Annotated in this window: 16 protein-coding genes; 9 read left to right on the forward strand and 7 right to left on the reverse strand. The window is 67.0% G+C overall.

Annotated elements, in window-relative coordinates:
• The first annotated feature begins 316 nt into the window (after positions 1–316).
• Both ACFWPX_RS09465 and ACFWPX_RS09470 read left to right on the forward strand, forming a co-directional pair.
• Positions 317–1,669, forward strand: coding sequence for a wax ester/triacylglycerol synthase family O-acyltransferase (locus tag ACFWPX_RS09465; protein WP_378916012.1), 1,353 nt, complete (start codon positions 317–319; stop codon positions 1,667–1,669).
• Positions 1,670–1,713: 44 nt separating this feature from the next.
• Positions 1,714–2,832 carry an NAD(P)H-dependent flavin oxidoreductase gene (locus ACFWPX_RS09470; protein WP_378916009.1) on the forward strand — a complete coding sequence of 373 codons (1,119 nt, stop codon included), beginning with the start codon at positions 1,714–1,716 and terminating at the stop codon, positions 2,830–2,832.
• A 230-nt stretch (positions 2,833–3,062) separates the two neighbouring features.
• Here ACFWPX_RS09470 and ACFWPX_RS09475 read toward each other — a convergent pair whose 3' ends face one another.
• Together ACFWPX_RS09475 and ACFWPX_RS09480 are read right to left on the reverse strand one after the other, a co-directional pair.
• A complete protein-coding gene (locus ACFWPX_RS09475) occupies positions 3,063–3,836 on the reverse strand; it encodes a GntR family transcriptional regulator (protein WP_378927024.1) in 774 nt (257 codons plus the stop codon).
• Between the two features lie 325 nt (positions 3,837–4,161).
• On the reverse strand, positions 4,162–6,534 hold the full coding sequence (locus tag ACFWPX_RS09480) for a flippase-like domain-containing protein (RefSeq protein ID WP_378927026.1): 2,373 nt from the start codon (positions 6,532–6,534) through the stop codon (positions 4,162–4,164).
• Positions 6,535–6,696: 162 nt separating this feature from the next.
• Between ACFWPX_RS09480 and ACFWPX_RS09485 the strand changes: the two genes are divergently transcribed.
• Positions 6,697–7,623 carry an NAD-dependent epimerase/dehydratase family protein gene (locus ACFWPX_RS09485; RefSeq protein ID WP_378927027.1) on the forward strand — a complete coding sequence of 309 codons (927 nt, stop codon included), beginning with the start codon at positions 6,697–6,699 and terminating at the stop codon, positions 7,621–7,623.
• Positions 7,624–7,648: 25 nt separating this feature from the next.
• On the opposite strand, the gene ACFWPX_RS09490 is transcribed toward ACFWPX_RS09485, so the two are convergent.
• The 4 genes from ACFWPX_RS09490 to ACFWPX_RS09505 form a co-directional block, all read right to left on the reverse strand.
• On the reverse strand, positions 7,649–8,590 hold the full coding sequence (locus ACFWPX_RS09490; protein WP_378916000.1) for an MBL fold metallo-hydrolase: 942 nt from the start codon (positions 8,588–8,590) through the stop codon (positions 7,649–7,651).
• A 67-nt stretch (positions 8,591–8,657) separates the two neighbouring features.
• A complete protein-coding gene (locus tag ACFWPX_RS09495) occupies positions 8,658–9,068 on the reverse strand; it encodes an RNA-binding S4 domain-containing protein (RefSeq protein WP_378927028.1) in 411 nt (136 codons plus the stop codon).
• Between the two features lie 3 nt (positions 9,069–9,071).
• The gene (locus ACFWPX_RS09500; protein ID WP_378927218.1) at positions 9,072–9,632 is read right to left on the reverse strand and encodes a C40 family peptidase; all 561 of its coding nucleotides are present in this window, start codon (positions 9,630–9,632) and stop codon (positions 9,072–9,074) included.
• A 330-nt stretch (positions 9,633–9,962) separates the two neighbouring features.
• Entirely contained in the window at positions 9,963–10,214 is a 252-nt protein-coding gene (locus ACFWPX_RS09505) for a hypothetical protein (protein WP_378915996.1), read from the reverse strand.
• Between the two features lie 110 nt (positions 10,215–10,324).
• Between ACFWPX_RS09505 and ACFWPX_RS09510 the strand changes: the two genes are divergently transcribed.
• The 3 genes from ACFWPX_RS09510 to ACFWPX_RS09520 all read left to right on the forward strand — a co-directional run bounded on the left by ACFWPX_RS09510 (position 10,325) and on the right by ACFWPX_RS09520 (position 13,198).
• The gene (locus ACFWPX_RS09510) at positions 10,325–11,506 is read left to right on the forward strand and encodes an AAA family ATPase (protein WP_378915994.1); all 1,182 of its coding nucleotides are present in this window, start codon (positions 10,325–10,327) and stop codon (positions 11,504–11,506) included.
• Between the two features lie 258 nt (positions 11,507–11,764).
• Positions 11,765–12,715, forward strand: a complete 951-nt coding sequence (locus ACFWPX_RS09515) for an alpha/beta fold hydrolase (protein WP_378927029.1) — start codon at positions 11,765–11,767, stop codon at positions 12,713–12,715.
• A gap of 192 nt (positions 12,716–12,907) precedes the next feature.
• A complete protein-coding gene (locus tag ACFWPX_RS09520) occupies positions 12,908–13,198 on the forward strand; it encodes a hypothetical protein (RefSeq protein WP_378915991.1) in 291 nt (96 codons plus the stop codon).
• A gap of 276 nt (positions 13,199–13,474) precedes the next feature.
• On the opposite strand, the gene ACFWPX_RS09525 is transcribed toward ACFWPX_RS09520, so the two are convergent.
• Entirely contained in the window at positions 13,475–14,650 is a 1,176-nt protein-coding gene (locus tag ACFWPX_RS09525; RefSeq protein WP_378927030.1) for an acetyl-CoA acetyltransferase, read from the reverse strand.
• A 247-nt stretch (positions 14,651–14,897) separates the two neighbouring features.
• On the opposite strand from ACFWPX_RS09525, the gene ACFWPX_RS09530 reads away from it, so the two are divergent.
• The 3 genes from ACFWPX_RS09530 to ACFWPX_RS09540 are packed head-to-tail and all read left to right on the forward strand — an operon-like array spanning position 14,898 to position 18,439.
• Positions 14,898–15,737, forward strand: a complete 840-nt coding sequence (locus ACFWPX_RS09530) for a hypothetical protein (RefSeq protein WP_378916260.1) — start codon at positions 14,898–14,900, stop codon at positions 15,735–15,737.
• A 30-nt stretch (positions 15,738–15,767) separates the two neighbouring features.
• A complete protein-coding gene (locus tag ACFWPX_RS09535; RefSeq protein ID WP_378927031.1) occupies positions 15,768–17,690 on the forward strand; it encodes a fumarate reductase/succinate dehydrogenase flavoprotein subunit in 1,923 nt (640 codons plus the stop codon).
• A 2-nt stretch (positions 17,691–17,692) separates the two neighbouring features.
• A complete protein-coding gene (locus tag ACFWPX_RS09540) occupies positions 17,693–18,439 on the forward strand; it encodes a succinate dehydrogenase/fumarate reductase iron-sulfur subunit (protein WP_378915983.1) in 747 nt (248 codons plus the stop codon).
• The last annotated feature ends 127 nt before the right edge of the window (positions 18,440–18,566 follow it).

Genomic DNA, 18,566 nt, shown 5'->3' on the forward strand with positions numbered 1-18,566 from the left:
GACCTCGAGTACGAGTTCGGTGGTGGTGCCGCGCGGGGGGGTTGTACAGATAGGAACCCCCCACACCCCCCGCCCCCCCCCCCACCGCGGGCCCCCCCCCCCCGCTGTGTTCTATTCAGCTATAGCATCCAGTACTGTTCCGCGAATTGAACATTCGGTGAACAGCATGGAGTTCGTCATGGTCTGGGCGTTCAGCTGACGCGACACCGAACGGCCGGGTAACTTGGGTGTACGGCACGCAGGGGTGCCGTACCCGACAGCGTGGTCGATCGTCTGAAGACTCAACCGATCCACTCTCGTCAGGGGGCGATCTCTCATGGATCTCATCGCGCCGTTGGATGCGCTGTTCTTGCTCGCGGAATCTCGTGAGCACCCGATGCACGTCGGCTCACTGCAGTTGTTCGAACCGCCGGAGGACGCCGGGCCCGAATATCTGCGCGAGTTCCGCGACACCTTGCTGGCCGACAAGACCGTTCGGCCGACTTTCAGTAAGCGGCCCGCCACCTGGCTGGGCGCACCGCAGATGGCGTGGACCCAGGACGACGACGTCGACCTGGACTATCACGTGCAGCGCAGCGCCCTGCCCGGACCGGGCCAATTCGACCAGCTGCTCGACCACGCGTCGACCTTGCACAGCTCGCTGCTCGACCGGCACCGCCCGATGTGGGAGCTGCACTTCGTCGAGGGCCTGGCCGACGGACGCTTCGCGCTCTATTCGAAGATGCATCACGCACTGGTGGACGGTGTTTCGGCCCAGCGCCTCATGCGCCGCACGCTCACCACCGATCCGTTCGCGACCGAGCTCATGCGGCCGTGGAACCTGCCGCGCAAGATCGGCCCCGTCCGCCCCGGCAAATCCCGGCTGGGTGGGCTGATCGACTCGGTCACCTCGGCGCGCTCGTCGACCACCGCGTTGATCAAGGCGACCCGCACCGGTCTGCTGCAGCAGCAGCTCACCCTGCCGTTCGAGGCACCGCGCACGCTGTTCAATGTGCCGATCGGCGGTGCCCGCAAGTGCGCGGTGCGCAGCTGGTCGATGGATCGGGTCAAGCAGGTGAAGAAGGCGACGGGCGCCACCGTCAACGATGTGGTGCTGGCGATGTCGGCGGGTGCGTTGCGGGCATATCTGCTGGAGCGCGACGCGCTGCCGGACAAGCCGATGATCGCGCTGGTGCCGATGTCGTTGCGCGAGGAAGACGATATCGACAGTCAGGGCGTGAAAGTCGCGGCGCTGCTGTGCAATCTGGGCACCGATATCGCGGATCCGCTGGAACGTCTTCGGGTGGTGAGTGATTCGACGCGCCGCAACAAGGAGGTGTACCGCTCGCTCACACCGACGCAGACGCTGGCGATGGCCGGGGTGATGTTGAGTCCGCTCGCGGCGATGCTGCTGCCCGGGTTCGCCTCGGTGGCGACGCCGCCGTTCAATATCGTCATCTCGAATGTGCCCGGTGCGCGCGAGTCGCTGTACTGGAACGGCTCGCGCCTGGACGCCACCTATCCGCTGTCGATCCCGCTCGACGGGCAGGCCGTGAACATCACCCTCACCTCGAGCGGCGACAACCTCGATTTCGGCCTGGTCGGCTGCCGCCGCACGCTGCCCGACCTGCATCGACTGCTCGATCACCTCGAGGACTCACTGGCCGCGCTGGAGGATGCCGCGCTGTAGAAATTAGGCATTCTCGACCAAACTAGAACGTGTTACAGTTCGGTATGCGTACCGAATTCTGCGAACAGCTCGGCATCGAGTTCCCCATCTTCGCCTTCACCCACTGCCGCGACGTCGTGGCGGCGGTGAGCAACGCGGGCGGGTTGGGGGTACTCGGCGCGGTCGGCTTCACCGCCGAACAGCTCGAGGTGGAGCTGGCCTGGCTCGACGAGCACGTCACCGGGATCTACGGCGTCGACCTGGTGATCCCGTCGAAATACGAGGGCAAGGGCGTCGACGGGCTCACCCCCGAACAGCTGGAAAAGCAGCTGGCGCAGATGGTTCCGCAGGGCCATCGCGACTTCGCCCAGCAGATCCTCACCGATCACAACGTGCCCGCGCTGCCCGACGGCGAGCACCACAACGAGTTGCTCGGCTGGACGGCGACCACCGCGGGCCCACAGGTCGACGTCATCCTGAACCACCCCAAGGCCAAGCTGGTGGCCAACGCGCTCGGCACCCCGCCCGACGACGTCGTCAAGCGCATCCAGGATTCCGGCCGGGTGATCGGCGCGCTGTGCGGCTCGGTCAAGCACGCGATGAACCACAAGGCGGCAGGCCTCGACTTCGTGGTGTGCCAGGGCACCGAGGGCGGCGGGCACTGCGGCGAGGTGTCCTCGCTGGTGCTGTGGCCGCAGGTGATCGACGCGATCGGCGATGTGCCGGTGCTGGCCGCCGGTGGCATCGGCAACGGCGCGCAGGTCGCGGCGGCGCTGGCGATGGGCGCGGCGGGCGCGTGGACCGGGTCGCTGTGGCTCACCGTCGAGGAGGCCAATGTGCCGCCCGCGCAGATGGAGACCTACCTCGAGGCCAGCAGCCACGACACCGTCCGCTCGCGTTCCTGGACCGGCAAGCCGTGCCGCATGCTGCGCAACGACTGGACCGACGCCTGGGAATCCACCGAAACCCCCGACCCGCTGCCGATGCCGCTGCAGATGATGGTCGCCCTCGACGGCGTCAAGCGCGGGCACCGCTACCCCGAGGCCGCCAAGGACGTGAACTTCAACCCGGTCGGCCAGGTGGTCGGCATGATGAACAAGGTCGAACGCAGCGCCGACGTGATCAACCGCCTCGTCGAGGAGTATGTGACGGCCTACGACCGCCTCACCGAACTCAACCGCTGAGCTGTTGCTGGGTCCGCTCACCGTGCGGGCGAACCACCACACTCGGCGTATCCGACCTGCGGGGTGGTGTCCAGGACACCGCCCCGTAGCGTTGCCCAGCGGTTGTGGACGGTGGTGATATGGGCGAGACGGTGGTGCCACACCGTCTGCCGTGGCATCACACCGCGGGCGCGACGACTGAGAAGCCCGACTCAGACAGCTAGAAGTTCCAGGTCAGACGGCTGATCAGTTCAGACAGCTGAGCTCAGTGGCACGGTATGAACCGGTGTCTCGCCGACCAGTTGGCCGAAGCGGGCGATCACCTTCTCGTGATACAGCGCGAACAGGTCACCGAACAGTGCGAGTTGCGCGTCGGTCGGCGCGGATTCGGCGTCCCAGACCGCGAGCAGCGCCCGCCAGACCAGCACGTGCAGATCGGGGGCGACGGCGAAGTAGGCGGCGATCGCCTCCGGCACCTCGACGACCATATCGGCGATCGAATTCAGTACCGCGCGCTGCATACTCATGTCGAGCACGCCCAGGAGCTTGCGCACCAGCGCGATCTCGGCGGCGATGATGCGCGCGTGGTCGGGCACGGCGTGGCGCGCCATCGTCTCCAGCTCGTCGACGGCGGCGGCGAGCTCGGCCGGATCGAGCACCTTCTCCCCCGCGGTGTAGGCGAGCAGCGCCTCGCCCACGATGCCGCGCTCCACCTCGACGATGTCGGCGAACATCTCGGCGGCGACCGCGGGCGCGGTGATCGAGAACCGGAACAGGTGCCGGTAGACGTCCATGCCGCCCTCCACCCGCACATCGCGGATGGTGAACCCCTTGCCGCGCCTGGCCTCGACGAATCCGTACGACTCGAGCCTGCCGAGGATGAGCTGGGCGGTGGCACGGTTCATCCCGAACTCGTCGGCGACCTGGCGCACCGACGGCATCAGCTCGCCGGGCCGGTACTCGCCGGTAGCTACCCGGCGTGCCAACTCATCGGCAACGTCGGCGACCACCGTCCGGGATCCCATCGAAAAACACCTTTCGGTCATCATCCGGCTACGTCCCAGACAGTTTAGGCTCTGATTCCCTGGAGCGCTGGCGCGCTCGAGTCGCGGCCCTTCGGGCCCCGATTCTTCCCTCCCTGCGGGCACTCCTTCGTCGCACCCTTCGGTCAGTCCAGAATCGGGCGGGCCGCGAAGACAAGACTTCCTGGCGACCGCATCGCTACCGATGCCCGCTGCGGCTCCCATCAGCTGACTTTTCCCCGGACGTCCCGCTCAGCTGGATCAGACAGCAGTGTGCGGCACCGTGATTGAATACGCAGGCAACGGGGCAGCTAAACATTTCGGGAGGCTAGATCATGTCCTTCTTGTCCAGCCAGCGCATCACGGGCCAGCCCAGACCGACCGGGATCCAGCAGGTCATCACGCGGTAGAGCAGTACCGCGGGGACCGCGATCTCGGCCGGGACGCCGAAGGCCGCGAGACCACCGATCAACGCGGCCTCGACCGCGCCGACGCCACCGGGTGTCGGCGCGGCCGAGGCCAGCGAGCCGCCGATCATGGCGACGATGGTGACGGCCACGAAATCCGTGCCACCGCCGAAGGCTTCGACGGCCGTCCACAGCGCCAGCGCCTTCCCGAGGGTGATGGCGCCGCAGCCGACGACGATGACCACGAAGCGCCTCGGATCCTTCGCGAGGTCGGCGAGTTCGCCCAGCACTTCCTTGACCTGCGGGCGCACCGAGTGATTCACCCAGCGACGCAGCGTCGGCACGAACATGAACGCGCCGATCAACCCGACACCGACACCCGCGATCAGGTACAGCACCGTCGCGTCGGGCACGATGTGGGCCAGGTTGCTCGATGTTCCGGCCACCACACTGAACACCACGAGCAGCACCAGGTGGGTGAGCACCTGCATCGACTGCTGCATCGCCACCGCGGCCGTCGCGCGCAGCGTCGACATGCCCGCCTTCTGCAGGAACCGCACGCTCAGCGCCAACCCGCCGACGCCGGCGGGGGTGGTCGTCGCGACGAAGGTGTTGGCCAGCTGCTCCACGAGCAGGTAGCGCATTTTGACCAGCCCGTCCGCGCAAGCACCCAGCGCGGCGGCGGCGCCGACGTAGGTCAACCCCGAGACGGCGAGACCCGCGAGCGCCCACCACCAGTTGAGCGTGCGCAACTGGCTGAAGAACGTCGGCACCTGGCTGAAGAACGGATACGCCACATAGACCAGCGCCACCAGCAGAACGAGCTGGATGATCTGGTTGCGCGAGAAGCGGGTGATCTGTTCGGACTGGATGCGGTCGTGGCCGGTTTGCCTGCGCACCTCCTCGCGGGCGGTGGCCATCACCTTGGTCCACTGCGGCACCGACTTCCGGATGCCGATCGACATGGCCGATTTCGTCAGGCGCCTGGCCGCGAAGGCGACCTTGTCCTCGCCGAGCGCCTCGATCGCCGCCGAGACTGCCTCGTGTTTGCCGTAGAGCGAGGTGGTGGTCACCAGCAGCTGGGCGATATCGGTCTGGCGTTGCGCCTGCGCCGAACCGAATTCGGCGGCGGCGAACCCGCCGAACAGGGTGTCGCCCTGGCTGACGCGCACGAAGTCGGGTTGCAGATCGCCGAGGCTGATCTGGTTCTCGTGCAGGCGAAGCAGCGAACGCCACACCCCTGGCAGCACCTGCGCGGACAACGTCGCGATCTGCGTACCACGCGGCATGGTGTGCGCGTACAGCATCCAGCCGCGGCTCAGGCCCGCCACCGCGACCTGATGAGAGTCGGCCATCCCGAGGTCACCGATCGCGATGCCGAGCAGCGCCCGATGTTCCACCGCCCGGTGCATCGATCCGTGCAGCGGTGCGGTCTCGCTGGAGCGGAACGTGATCCAGCGCCACACCTGCCGGATCGCGCCGAAGCTGCGCTGGTTCTTGCCGTACAGCTCGACGACGATCTCGTCTTCGGGCCCGTCGACCTCGGTGGCGAGCAGCAGCGGTCCGCGCCCGGCGGGCCGGTCGACCCGGAAGGCCTTCACGATGTATCCCCGCCCGGCCAGCACCCGGACCGCGGCGTCGAGTGGCACCTCGAGCGCGGGCGTACCGACCAGCCAGACGATCACCGCGCCGACCAGCCAGCCGACCACCAAGCCGAGCATCGCCCGCGCGGGCACCACCGAGCTGACGAACAGGTGGATCGGCGCGAACATCAAGAGCAGAAACCACATCCAGCGCCGCGGCCGCACCGGCAGCCACGGGCTCGACACGGTGAGCATGGCCGCGAGCATCGCGATCCAGCGTGGATCGTCGAGGAATTGCGACAGGAAGGTGTCGAAGCGGTCCGGGACCGGCAGGTGCCATTTCGGCGTCGAGATGCCGGCCCCGGTGATCGACAGGGCGAGCGCGGCGAGCAGGCCCGCCGCCGCGTACCCGGCGAGCAGCTTCCACTGCCTGCGCAGCACGAGTTCGATGAGGATGGCGAACGGCAGTGCCAGGATGAGCATTCCGTAGATCAGGTAGACCATGGTCGCCTGGTCCTGGCTGAGGAACCCGACGATATTGGCGACCGAGCGTTCCAGTGCCAGCCATTCCGGCCGGGTGATCAGCGAGCCCGCGACCACGACGGCAACGCCTATCCCCGCCAGCACCACCCGGACGATGTCACTGGTCCGCCGGATCAGCGGTTGCAGGAGTTTCCCCGTGACCGGGATCTCCCGACCGTCGACTCGCATGAGCCGCACGATACACACCGACACGCCGCAGACCCGCCGTGACATCGCGCAACCAGCACGGTCGTACCCGCGTGGCGTGAAGCCGATCACAGGCCGTCACAAATACCTGCGTTACCCCGTCCAGAGGATAGGCAAACACCCACTCAGCCGGAAGGAACGATCATGCAGGTTCTGCTCGCAGGTGCCACCGGTGCCATCGGCCGCCCTCTGATCCGCGCGTTGACCGCGAACGGACATACGGTGTCGGCGCTCGTCCGCAATCCGAGCGCGTTCCCGCTCGTGCGCGAGCTCGGCGCCACCCCGGTCACCGCCGATGTGCTCGACCGCGAGGGACTACTGCGCGCTGTCGACGGCCTGCGCGCCGATGCCGTGATCCATCAGGCCACCGCCTTGCGCAATGCGAAGGTGCAGCGCCGGATTCCGGCCGACGATCCGACCGGGCTGCTGCGGACGGTCGGCACGGCCAACCTGCTCGACGCCGCGGCGGTGGTCGGCGCCGGGCGGTTCGTCACCCAGTCGCTGATCCTCGGCTACGGCTACCACGATCACGGCGACCGGCTCGTCAGCGAGCGCGATCGGTTCGGGGTGTACGACGGTGGGGTGGCCGACGAGGTGGTTCGCGCGTGCGTTTCCGGCGAGAGTCAGGCCTTCGGCGCACCCGGTGTCGACGCGATCGCGTTGCGGTACGGGCTCTTCTACGGTCCCGGTGCGTTCAGTGATCTGTTCGCGGACATGATGCGCAAGCACAGCCCGGTCGGGCCGCTGGGCTCCGGCGGAGTCAATACCTGGGTCCATGTCGATGACGCGGCCGCCGCGACCGTCGCCGCGCTCGAACGCGGCACACCCGGCCGCGCCTACAACATCGCCGACGACAACCCGATCACCTGGCGGGAGTTCTTCGCGGAGGTTTCCCGTAGCCTGCAGACCCCACGGCCCATCCGTTTGCCCGCGTGGATGATCCGACTGGCCGTCCCCTATATCGGCGCCCTGATGTCCGACACGTCGATGCGAATCTCGAGTCGGCTCGCCCATGATGAATTGGGTTGGCGTCCAAGGTATTCCACTGTCGCCGCCGGTCTCGCCGGCTGACATCACGGTCGGGAATCCCGCCTGATCATGGTGCGGTTCGGGCGGTGACGGCGGCGTGGTCGTGGCCGGGGATCACTTCGATATCGGCCGGGAGGGCATGCAGGCGGTGGATGGTTTCGAAGGCCCGGTCGCGATCGGCGTCGAGTAGTTCGCCGAGCAGCGGCGCCTTCTCCCGGAGCAGGTCGATCTGCAGGGTGCTCCAGACCGCGTCGCCTGCGAGCAGGACGCGGGAGCCGTCATCGACGGCGAGGAGGATGCCGACGCTGCCGGGGGTATGTCCTGCCAGGTCGACGATCAGGACGGAGCCGTCGCCGAACAGGTCGTGACTGCGGGCGAAGGTGAGCACGGGCGGGCCGTCGAGTTCGTAGAGGTCGAAGGCGCGGCCGCGCAGCGGTCCACGGGCAACGCCGAGTGGGACGCGCGATCCGGCCATCGCCCAGCTGTATTCGACGGCGGGCACCCGGATCGGGACCAGGCCGGGCAGTTCGTACAGCCCGGCGACGTGATCCCAGTGCAGATGTGTCGGCAGCACGAAGTCGATGTCGTTGCCGGTGAGGTCGTGCGCGGCCAGCACCTCGCTCAGACCCCGCACCGGACTGTCGGGGCCCACCAGCAGCGGCACCGGAAACGGCAGCTCCGGCAGTACCCGCTGGTGCACGCCCGCGCAGATCGCGGGGTCGACCAGGAAGGTGGCGTCGGGGTGGCGGATGAGGAACGTCGACATGGTGAGCTGCGTGGACCGCAGCGTCCGCACACCCTCGGCGACGATCGTCGTCGGCGCGGACAGCTGCGCCTGCACCAGCGCGGTGAGACCAACGGTGTTGTGCGCGGGTGGAACGGGAGCGACCTCGAGCCCGTCCAGAAACGCGGTATCGGCACCGCGCGGCCAGAGCAGCCGCGGCCCCGTGGCGACGACAGCAATACAGCAGGCGAGAACATTCGATAACATCGTCGTGCGCTCACCCATACGTGCCACCGTAGGCGATCGCCCACACCCCGACCACCGAACCAGGTCGAGCCGCCGCCGTTCGCGGCTAACGCCCGACAACATCCGGCGGCTGGTCGGTGCGGCCCATCAGCCGATCCGTTTCACGCCGTTCACGTTTCGTGGGCCGACCCGCACCGCGCTCGCGCTGCGGCAGCGTGGCGAGAACTTCCTTCGGTGGCGGCGGCGGGCTGCGATCGATCAGGCACTGGGCGGCGACCGGCGGGCCGACTCGCTTGTGGATGATCCGCTCGACGATGACGATGCGCTCCACACCGGCGTGGCGCACCCTGATCTCGTCACCGGGGCGGACGGTCAGCGCCGGTTTCGCGGTGACCCCATTAACGCGCACATGCCCGGCGCGACAGGCAGCTGCCGCGGCCGAGCGTGTTTTGAACAGGCGCACCGCCCAGATCCACGCGTCGACGCGGGCCTGGGTGTCGGAGTGCTGGGGGGTCACCCCTTAGACGATACGGCGAGCCGTGACGACGTCGTCGGCGCTGAGGTGGGTGTAGGACACCGGGGTGCCCGACTGCACGGCGTTGAGGAGCTGACCGTTGCCCGCGTAGATACCGACGTGGCCGCCACCGTTGGTGATGACGATGTCACCGGCCTGCAGGTTGTCGAACGAGACGGGAGCGCCGACATGGGACTGCTCGAAGCTGGTGCGCGGCAGTTCGACACCGGCCTGGCGGTACGCCCACTGCACGAGCCCGGAGCAGTCGAAGCTCTGCGGCCCCGCGGCACCCCAGTTGTACTGGGCGCCCAGCTTGCCACGGGCGGCGTCGAGAGCGACGTTGCCTGCGGTCTGCTGCTGCTGGAACGGGTTTTCGAAGTTCACGCTCGGGAGCTGCGGTGCGGCCTGGCCCTGAGGGGCGACCATCGCCTGCAGCTGCTTCTCGACCTGCTGCGCCGGCTGCTCGAGCTCTGGCGGCAGATCGAAGTTACCCAGACCGGGGATGTTGATCGTGGCGGCCTGCGAAATCGCGGGCATTGCACCGGTTGTAGCGGCCACCGCGCCCATGACGAGGGCACCCTTGACGGAATTCGGCAGTCGAGAATCCCGCTGCAAGCTGTGTTTACCCACCGAGACGAGTCTCCGATCTTGCTACTCTCCCGCCGCTTCGTCGCGAATCGCTTGGCGATCACGGCTATTCGGCGGTGACCCAATGGCGCCGCTTCTCTGACGAACCGACAGACTCCACTAAGTCACGAGAAGATTACGGCCTGTGATGAGCGCTGTCCAGCGAAGCACGCAAGTTGTTTTCTTCCGACCGGAAAAGCCCAGAACAGGGGCCACGGCACCGGCGTGTCGGCGCGGGTAACGATCTCATCGTCACCGCCGGGCGGCGCGTTACCGATCGCGCAGCTCGCGCTCGAGTTGGTCGATGCGCGTTCGAGCGTCGGCCAGGTCGATCTCGAGCCTGCCGAGCATGATCAGCAACGGCCCGATCGCCAGGGCGGCGACCGTCTGCGGGTCCAGGTCGCCGAGGCCCCCGTCGAGCGTTGCCAGCAGGTCACGGCGGATCGTGTCGGCCAGGTGCGCGCCCTGCGGCAGCGGCCAGCTCGCGACGATCCCCGCAGTGGTCTGGGGTTGCTCGAACATCGGGCTCCATTCCAGTTTCGACAAGCAATTCTCGGTTTCGCTAGCAGTATCTAGGACACAGCCGAGAGTTACCGAGATTCTCCCGTGCACACGCGCTACGGTTATCCGGCATGGACCCCGTGCGCAATCCGTATGCACCCGGCGCCGGCCAGCGTCCGCCCGAATTGGCCGGGCGCGACAAACAACTCGCGGCGTTCGACATCGTGCTCGAGCGCATCGCCCGCGGCAGGCCGGAACGCAGCGTGATGCTCACGGGCCTGCGCGGTGTCGGAAAGACCGTGCTGCTCAATCAGCTTCGCTCCGCCGCCATCTCACGCGGCTGGGGTACCGGCAAGATCGAGGCGAGGCCCGACCAGGATCTGCGCAGGCCGCTGTCGTCGGCACTGCACATGGCGGTGCGCGCGATCGCGATGTCGGCCCGCAATTCCGAACAGGTCGACGATTTCCTCGGCATCCTCAAGGCCTTCGCCCTGCGCGCCACCGCGGACAAGGGCATGCGCGAACGGTGGCAGCCCGGCATCGACGTGCCCGCGGTGACCGGCCGCGCCGACTCGGGCGATATCGAGATCGATCTGATCGAACTGTTCAAAGAGGCCGCTGCCCTCGCCGCCGACATCGGTATCGGCATTGCCATCTTCATCGACGAAATGCAAGACCTCGGCCCCGCCGATGTGTCCGCGATCTGCGGCGCCTGTCACGAACTGAGTCAGGACGGTGCCCCGCTGATCGTCGTCGGCGCGGGCTTGCCCCACCTGCCCGCGGTGCTGTCTGCCTCGAAAAGCTACTCGGAGCGTCTTTTCAGTTACCACCGCATCGACCGCCTCGACCGCGCGGCGGCCGACCTGGCACTGATCGCCCCCGCCGAACGCGAGGACGTGAAGTTCACCGAAACCGCGCTCGATTCGCTCTACCGAAGAGCCGACGGCTACCCGTATTTCGTCCAGGCCTACGGCAAGGCCGCCTGGGATCAGGCACCCGACAGCCCGATCACCGCCGAAGACGTCGCGGTGGCCTCTCCCGCGGCAGAAGAGGAGCTGGCGGTCGGCTTCTTCGGCTCCCGCTATGAACGCGCGACTCCCGCCGAACGCGAGTACATGCGCGCCATGGCCGACCTGGCGGGCGACGACGCCCCGGTCGCCACGTCGGCGGTGGCCGCCGAGCTCGGGCGCAAACCCGCCTCGGTCTCCCCGGCGCGCGACGGCCTGATCAAGAAGGGCCTGATCTACTCGGCCGAACGCGGCACGATCGGCTTCACCGTCCCCCACTTCGGCCGCTATCTCCGGACCGTATGAGCATCTTCGGCTTTCTAGGGCTTCATCTAGAGAGCCGAAGAAAGTCATGCCGAGCCACCACTCGATAGCAATCTACAAATTTCTAGTACAAGCGCTAGATATCCGAAGATTGTCCTGAGTAACGGTGCGGGCCCGCCCGGGATCGTTTGCGCATCGGGTGGATAACGCGAGGGTTGACCGGTTAACACGCTGGAAACCTTCTCCGAAAAGCCCAGCAGGACGCATCAGGTGCGCCCCGCCGGACCGGAGGAGGCCGCAATGTCGAAGACCTTCCCTTTCACCGACACCGACGGTTACCGCTACACCGTCGTCGCCGATGACGGTGTGCCGATCGCGGTCCGGAGCTTCGGCGCCACGGACGCGGCCCTGACCGTTGTTTTCGTCCACGGCCACTGCCTGCACACCGAATCCTGGTCGTTCCTGCGCGAACACCTGCTGCGCGACTGGGATGCCGGCACCCGCATGGTCTTCTACGACCACCGCGGCCACGGCGAATCCGGGCACGCCCACCACGCCACCTACACGATCGACCAGCTCGCCACCGATCTCGACGCGGTGCTGCGCGCGGTCGCACCGACCGGGCCCGTGGTGCTGATCGGTCATTCGATGGGCGCGATGGTGGTGCTGGCCTACGCCCGCCTCCATCCGGCGGCCATCGGTCACCGGGTCGCCGGGATCGGCCTGATCGCGGGCGCCGCGGGCGGTATCACCCAGGTCGGCCTCGGCCGACTCCTCAACCGGCACGCGGTGGCCTCGCTGCAGCGCGCCGTCGTGCACGCACCCCGGGTGATGCAGGCGTCGAAGCGCTTCTCCCGCTGGATCTTCGGGCCGCTGATCCGCGAGGCGAGCGCGGGCACCCGGCGCGTGAATCCGCGCGTGACGGCCATCGCCACCGCGGTTCTCAACGAGACCGCGCTGCTGACCATGTCCGGCTTCCTGAGCTCGCTGCTCGACTTCGACGAGGCGAACACTCTCGCCCGCTTCGGCGATCTGCCCGCTCTCGTACTGGCGGGCTCGGCCGATCTCATGGTGCCGTTCGCGCACTCGGTGGTACTGGCTTCACAGCTGGCCGGTGCCGAGCTGGTGCGGATCGAGGGCGCGGGTCACAGCGTCATCCTCGAGCGCTCGGAGGAGGTCGCCCACGCGATCACCGCACTGGTCGAACGGGCGAGGGTCGGCGTCCGCGCTCGCTACGCCGTCGCGGGGTGAGCGTGGCAGTTATCCGATGGCAATCCCGCGGTCTCCCGCAACTTCGGGCGTAAACCGAAAAGATCCGTTATTGTGGTGGAGATCACGTTGTGTGGTGAGTCACACGGCTCGGTGCAGTGCGGCCCGGGGACTTTTCGGGCGTACCCGTGATCCGGCGAGTCGGTATGCCCGCCATATACACAGGAGGTAACGATGACACGCAGCGATATCGCGGAACTGCGCTACGCGGTCGGCCAACTCCGGCAATCGATCGGTGCACTGCGCTCCAACTACGGCGACGCGGCCACCATCCGTCGTCTGGAGAACGACCTCGAGCGGCTCGTCATCGACGCCGAGGATTTCGAGCAGGCACCACCGCCGGAACTCGCCATCCCCCGCAGGTCGGAGCCGATCTACGTCCCCGACAGCAAGTCCGACGAAGCAGCATGGATGGGCGCCCAGGACGAAGGCCTCGGCTTCCACTCCCGCCCGAGAACAAAGTAGAACCTGATCACCGGCGCGGCGGCCCTGCCAACAGGGTCGCCGCGCCGACCCATGCACCCACCAGTGCACAGCCTGGGCCGGGTATCCCTGATATGTCCCTACCCGAAGGGGCCCGCCCCGATCTGGACTGACCGGAGGGTGCGACGAAGGAGTACCCGGAGGGAGGGAAGATCGGGGGCCCGAAGGGCCCCGACTCGAGCGCGTCAGCGCTCCAACAAACACAGCAAGCTACACCGCCCCGGGCCCGGTTTTACCTGATGCCCTACCGAACCGAACTCACGCTCGGTGTCGACCGAGCCTGCGCGTGCGGGAGCCGTGGAAGCGAGCTCCCCGTGGCACCTCGACCGGTTCGTCGACCTCGGCGGATTCGAACAGGGCCGCGATCCCGTGATCGTGGCCGAGTGCGATGGCCTCCAGTCCGTAGCGGCCGCCGGTGCGACCGAGTTCGTGCAGCATCGTGGTCATGATCCGCAGGCCGGTGGCCCCGACCGGGTGGCCGAGCGCGATATCGGAACCGTTCACATTGAGCCGGTCGAGCGGGTCGAGTTCCCATTCGGTGGCCAGCGCGAGCACCTCCACCGCATAGCCCTCGTTGATCTCGAGCAAATCGATCTCGTCCAGCGCGCACCCGGTACGCCCGAGCAGCTTCGACACCGCGGGCGCCGCCCCGAGGCCGGGCCCCTCGTTGTCACAACCGGCCGCGGCCCACCCCGCGAGAAACGCCATCGGCGTCAACCCCAGCTCGCCGAGCCGATCCTCGGCCACGACCAGGCACGCGGATGCCCCGAGCCGATGCGAACTCATGTTCCCGACCGTCACCACCCCATCGGCGAGCAGCGGGCGCAACCCGGCCAGCGTGTGGGTCGACAGGTCGTCGCGCACACCCTCGTCCCGGGTGATCTGGTGATCGCCGTACCCGGCGGCCACCCCGACCACCTCGGCCGCGAACGCACCCTGCCGCCAGGCGCGAGCCGCCTTGCGATGGCTGGCGACCGCGAACTCGTCGGCGGCACCGCGGTCGATCCCGTAGTAGTGCGCCAGCCGCTCGGCGTTGTGCAATCCCGCGGTCCCACCGGGCAGCCCCGACTGGGCCGACGCGCATTCCACCCCGCCCGCCACCACCACATCGGCGGCGCCGGTCTGCACCATCATCGCCGCGGTGATCACCGCCTGCAGACCGCTACCGCCGTGTTTGTCGGTCACGAAACCGGGTACCGCGAAAGGTAATCCGGCACCGCGAGCGGCGAGCGCACCCACCGCGGGTATGTCGGAGAGGCCACCGTCGATACAGGCCATGGCCACATCGTCGATGCGCAAAGGGTCGATGCCCGAGCGTTCGATCACGGCCGACAACACCGTGGTAGCCAGCCATTCGGCCGGCATACCCGATAGCGCACCGCCTTCGACGCCACTGGGCGTGCGGACGGGTGCCACGATCGCGGCTCTTCTCATTGCGCGTCACGCTCCTCTCCCCGGTGCGGGGAATACCTGTCACAGGGCACCACAGGTTTGTTGCACGGGCATGACGGGTCGCCACGAACGTCACGGCTGTGATCGAGATCACCGGCATGCACGGGGACCGAGTGCGTGAGACCCACGGCGAGCGGCGCGAACACAGGCGTATGGTGCTCCACATCACAATCCATCGCGGTGGGTAATGATCACTGCCGCAGACCCGAAGATCAGCGAGGCATCCACCGTGAGTGCCGCACCGACCGCCTCCCCCGCTTCACACTCCGCGGGCACCGGCGTCTTCAGCAGAACGCGTGCCCGTATTTCGGCGCGCACCCTTCGCACCGACCGCTGGTGGCTGCCGCCGCTGTTCACCGCGCTCGGACTGTTCGCGTTCGTCGCCTACGCGACGATCAGATCCTTTGTCCGGACGGCCTATTGGGTGCCCGAGTTCCACTATCTGACCCCGTTCTACTCGCCGTGTCTGAGCGACTCGTGCGCACCGGGATCGGCGCATTTCGGCACCCCGTTCCCCGAGTTGCCGATGTGGATCCCACTTGGCTTCGTGGTGCTGCCGTTCCTGCTCGGCTTCCGGCTGACCTGCTACTACTACCGCAAGGCCTACTACCGCTCGGTGTGGTTCTCCCCGCCCGCCTGTGCGGTGGCCGAGCCGCACGCGCGCTACAGCGGTGAGTCGCGGCTGCCGTTGATCATCCAGAACGCGCACCGCTACTTCTTCTATGTGGCGCTGGTGGTCTCGCTGGTCAACACCTACGACGCGATCACCGCCTTCCACGGCAGCAGTGGTGGTTTCGGCTTCGGCCTCGGCAATATCGTCTTGCTGGTCAACGTGATCCTGCTGTGGGCCTACACCCTGTCGTGTCATTCGTGCAGGCACATCGCGGGCGGGCGGCTCAAGAACTTCTCCGCCCACCCGGTGCGGTACTGGTACTGGACCCAGATCTCCAAGCTCAACACCCGCCACATGGCGCTGGCCTGGACCACCCTCGGCACCCTCGTGCTCACCGACTTCTACGTGATGTTGGTTGCGAGCCAAACCATTTCGGACCTGCGGTTCGTCAACTGAGCCGCGACAACGCGAGGAGCTTGTATTTCAATGCCAGACGTGGAACGGCACGACTACGACGTCGTGGTGATCGGAGCGGGCGGCGCGGGTCTGCGAGCCGTGATCGAGGCACGCGAACAAGGGCTTTCGGTGGCGGTGGTGTGTAAGTCGTTGTTCGGCAAGGCACACACCGTGATGGCCGAGGGTGGTTGCGCCGCGTCGATGGGCAACGCCAACGAGAAGGACAACTGGCAGACGCATTTCAAAGACACCATGCGTGGCGGCAAGTTCCTCAACAACTGGCGCATGGCCGAACTGCATGCCCAGGAGGCGCCCGACCGGGTGTGGGAGCTGGAAACCTATGGGGCGCTGTTCGATCGAACCGCCGATGGGCGAATCAGCCAGCGCAACTTCGGCGGCCACACCTACCCCCGCCTCGCGCACGTCGGCGACCGGACCGGCCTCGAACTGATCCGCACGATGCAGCAGAAGATCGTCTCGTTGCAGCAGGAGGACTACGCGGCGACCGGCGACTACGAGGCCAGGATCAAGGTCTTCGCCGAATGCACGATCACCGAACTGCTCACCGACGCGGGGGCGATCGCCGGTGCGTTCGGCTACTGGCGTGAATCCGGTGGCTTGGTGCTGTTCAAGGCGCCCGCGATCGTGTTGGCCACCGGCGGAATCGGCAAGTCCTACACGGTGACCTCGAACTCGTGGGAGTACACCGGCGACGGCCACGCGCTGGCCCTTCGCTCCGGCGCGACGCTGATCAATATGGAGTTCCTCCAGTTCCACCCCACCGGCATGGTCTGGCCGCCGAGTGTGAAGGGCATCCTCGTCACAGAGGGTGTGCGCGGCGACGGCGGCGTGCTGAAGAACTCCGAGGGCAAGCGGTTCATGTTCGACTACATCCCGCCGGTCTTCAAGGGCCAGTATGCCGAAACCGAGGAAGAGGCCGATCAGTGGTTGCGCGACAACGATTCCGCGCGCCGCACCCCTGACCTGCTCCCCCGCGACGAGGTCGCCAGGGCGATCAACGAGGAGGTGAAGGCGGGCCGCGGCACCGAGCACGGCGGCGTCTATCTCGACATCGCCTCCCGCATGCCCGCCGACGAGATCGTGCGCAGGCTGCCGTCGATGCACCATCAGTTCAAGGAACTGGCCGATGTCGACATCACGGCCGAACCGATGGAAGTCGGCCCCACCTGCCACTACGTGATGGGCGGGATCGAGGTGAACCCCGATTCCGGTGCCGCGCTCGTACCCGGATTGTTCGCTGCCGGTGAGTGTTCCGGTGGCATGCACGGCTCGAACCGGCTCGGCGGCAACTCGCTGTCCGACCTGCTGGTGTTCGGGCGCAGGGCCGGACTCGGCGCATCGGCGTATGTCCAGCAGCTGACCGACAAACCGACGCCGTCCGAGACCGATATCGAGGCGGCGGCGAAAATCGCACTGGCCCCGTTCGATTCACCCGCGGACGGCTCCGGCGAGAATCCGTACACGCTGCACTCCGAACTCCAGCAGACGATGAACGACCTGGTCGGCATCATCCGCAAGGAACACGAAGTACGCGCGGCGATCGACAAACTCACCGAACTGCGCGCCCGCTACGCCAACGTGGCAGTGCAGGGCAAACGGCCGTTCAACCCCGGCTGGCACCTGGCCCTCGACCTGGCCAACATGCTGATCGTCAGCGAATGTGTCGCCAAGGCAGCGCTGTTGCGCACCGAGAGCCGCGGCGGCCACACCCGCGACGATCACCCCGGCATGAACCCGGACTGGCGCAACACGCTGCTGGTCTGCGCCGTCGATCCGGCCTCCGAAGCCCAGATCCCCGACGTGACCGTCACCCCGGCCGATCAGACGCCGATGCGCGAAGACCTACTCGCCCTGTTCGAACTGAGCGAGCTCGAAAAGTACTACACCGAGCAAGAATTGGCTGCGCACCCGGCAGCCGAGGGAAAGGCGTAACCATGGGATACGACGCCCGGTTCCGGGTCTGGCGCGGAGACATCGACGGCGGCAGCCTCTCCGACTACACGGTGGCGGTGAACGAGGGCGAAGTGGTGCTCGACATCATCCATCGTCTCCAAGCCACCCAGACCCCCGACCTCGCCGTGCGCTGGAATTGCAAAGCGGGCAAGTGCGGTTCGTGTTCGGCGGAGGTGAACGGTCGCCCGCGCCTGCTGTGCATGACGCGTATGTCGACGTTCACGCCGGAGGAGGTCATCACCGTCACCCCGATGCGGACGTTCCCGATCATCAAGGATCTCGTCACCGACGTCTCGTTCAACTACGAGAAGGCCAGGGAGATCCCGTCATTCGCGCCACCGGCCGGTCTCGCGCCGGGCGACTACCGGATGAAACAGGTCGACGTGGAGCGCTCGCAGGAGTTCCGCAAGTGCATCGAGTGCTTCCTGTGCCAGGACACCTGCCATGTGGTGCGCGATCACGAGGAGAACAAGCCCGCCTTCGCGGGCCCGCGCTACCTGATGCGTATCACGGAGTTGGAGATGCACCCGCTCGACACCCGCGACAGACGCGAAATGGCCCAGGAGGAAGCAGGTTTGGGCTATTGCAATATCACCAAATGCTGCACCGACGTGTGCCCCGAGCACATCAAGATCACCGACAACGCGTTGATTCCACTGAAAGAACGTGTCGTGGATCGTCGATATGACCCGATTGTCTGGCTCGGCAATAAATTGTTCCGGCGGTAGGAACTGTTGACGCTGCGGGGCAGGAAGCCCCCCCGCGGCTGCGGGCGACAAATGACCGAGAGTCCCGTCTCTTATACAAAACTGAGGCTGGCCGCGGAAAGTGATGTGTTTTTATTCGGGGGGGGCG

This window comes from Nocardia sp. NPDC058518 (assembly GCF_042719655.1).
In the GTDB taxonomy this organism is placed as follows: Bacteria; Actinomycetota; Actinomycetes; order Mycobacteriales; family Mycobacteriaceae; genus Nocardia.